Source organism: Sphingobium sp. (genome assembly GCF_003248505.1).
Taxonomy (GTDB): Bacteria; Pseudomonadota; Alphaproteobacteria; order Sphingomonadales; family Sphingomonadaceae; genus Sphingobium.
In genome coordinates this window covers 1-2,352 of record NZ_QFOA01000158.1, presented here as the reverse complement: position 1 = coordinate 2,352, position 2,352 = coordinate 1, and the positions used below count along the sequence as shown (strand labels likewise).

The 2,352-nt window shown below is 56.3% G+C and carries 1 protein-coding gene and 1 pseudogene; both read left to right on the top strand.

From position 1 onward, the window contains the following. The coding region (locus tag DI606_RS20015) for an FAD-dependent oxidoreductase (protein ID WP_293985752.1) at positions 1-1,221 on the top strand (1,221 nt) is incomplete at its 5' end. Between the two features lie 487 nt (positions 1,222-1,708). Continuing rightward, a pseudogene (locus DI606_RS20010) lies at positions 1,709-2,241 on the top strand (IS5 family transposase); the annotation flags it as partial. Positions 2,242-2,352: the final 111 nt, after the last annotated feature.

Below are 2,352 nucleotides of genomic sequence, written 5' to 3'. Positions count from 1 at the left end.
GTTTTAGTCGTAGGTGCGGGCCATGCGGGTGCGCAAGCAGCGATCATGCTGCGCCAAGCAGGTTTCGAGGGATCGATCGCCATGATCGGCGACGAAAAATATCCGCCTTATGAGCGCCCGCCCTTATCCAAAGAATATTTCGCTGGCGACAAGGGCTTCGACCGCATCCTCATTCGTCCGACCGGTTTCTGGGAAGAGCGTGAAATCGCTATGCTGCTTGGGCGGCGTGTGACGAACGTCAATCCCCAGAGCAAGATCGTGACGGCAGGCAACGAAAAGATTGGCTATGGCAAGTTGATTTGGTGCGCCGGAGGTAGTCCTCGTGCACTCACCTGCAATGGAGCAGATGCGCATAACGTCCATGCGGTGCGTCGGCGCGACGATGTTGACGTGATGGTGAGGGAAATCGACAGTGTCGACCATGTGACCATCATTGGTGGCGGTTACATTGGGTTGGAGGCAGCGGCCGTATTGTCAAAGCTTGGCAAGACTGTCGTCCTGCTGGAGGCGCTGGATCGGGTGTTGGCGCGCGTGGCGGGCGAGGATCTGTCCCGTTTTTACGAGGAAGAACATCGTGCCCATGGTGTGGACCTGCGCACCAACACTAAGGTGGACTATATCGAGGCAGCAGATGGCCGGGCTACCGCCGTGCTTTTGCATGATGGCAAACGGATTGACACCGACATGGTGATCGTAGGTATCGGCATCATCCCTGAAACGGGTCCGCTGATCGCGGCTGGCGCTACAGGCGACAACGGCGTCGATGTGGACGCATTTTGCCGCACCAGCCTGCCTGACATCTATGCCGTGGGAGACTGCTCTGCGCACGTCAACCGTTTCGCATGCGGCGCAAGGATACGGCTGGAATCGGTGCAGAACGCAAATGATCAGGCAAAAGTAGCGGCCATGCATATCATGGGCAGGGAAGAAGCGTATGACGCGGTGCCCTGGTTCTGGTCGAACCAATATGATCTGAAACTCCAGACCGTTGGTCTCTCTATCGGTTTCGACCAAGCAATCTTGCGCGGTGATCCGCGTAACCGCAGCTTCTCTATTGTTTATCTAAAGGACGGCAAGGTGATAGCGCTCGATTGCGTCAATATGGTCAAGGACTATGTACAAGGTCGGACATTAGTAGCCAGCGGAGCAATGTTGGACCCGGCGCAGCTTGCTGACGCGAGCTTACCGCTGAAAGAGATGGTGCCAGCTCGGTTGAACTAAAGGCTAGGAAGATATTGTTCGTGTGACGGCTAGAGCCTGGTCTGATGAAAGAATCTTCCTAACGCTTGACGACTGTACCGGACGGATTAAAGTTTTTTGATAGAAATATTAGGGTAGCAATTTCTGGGTCCCGTTGGCCACCCGCAGCTAGTCGGACGCGACTGGTGTGGCGCTCGCTGGGACGACAACAAGTTACGATCGATTGCAATACCTGATGTGTGGATCGGCACCGTAGCCAACCCTTCGCGCGAGTTGGCGCATCTATGACAGAATGCTCGGAAATGAAGGATAACGGCGTGATCCTCATCAATTCTGATCCGGCCGCGAGTTTTCGCCTCGTCCTATTAAAATATAGCTGTCTCGTGGAAGGTAAGTCGAGCCTGCGTCTAAGCCGATGCTCATTAGGGGATCGGACAGCTCTAGGCCACATACCCATAAACAGGATTCCCAACTCGGCTGCGATCTGATTCAAATCTCCAACAAGGAGATGAAGATGGCACGGTTCGATTTGACGGATTTCGAGTGGTCGGTGATCGAGCCGCTTTTGCCGACCAAGGTTCGGGGGGTGAAGCGGGTCGATGACCGCCGGGTGCTCAACGGCATTTTTTGGCGACTGCGAACGGGAGCGCCCTGGGCGGACATTCCCACACGGTATGGCCCGCATACGACGTGCGTGAACCGCTTCAACCGCTGGCGCCGAGCGGGTCATTGGGCTCGCATATTGGAAGCGGTGTCAGCGGCTTACGAAGGCGACATACAGATGATCGAAAGTTCCTCGATCCGGGTTCACCAGCATGGCGCCAATGGCGATAAAAAAGGGGGGCCGGTTGCATGGGTCGTTCGCGCGGCGGGCTGACGACAAAGATCCACGCACTGGTCGATGCCCATGGCCTGCCGATCGGGCTCAAACTCACCGCCGGGCAGGCATCCGATGGCCGCAGCGCCGCCGACATGTTCGACACTCTGAGCGATGGCGATGTGCTCCTCGCCGACCGCGCCTACGACAGCGATGCCCTCAGAACCGAGATGGCTGTAAGCGCCAAAACCTCCCCACATTTTCGTAGCTGCTGATCTGTCTATGTTTTGCCCCTCATCCGAGGGGTATCGTAGTGGCTGATGATGTAAGAACAT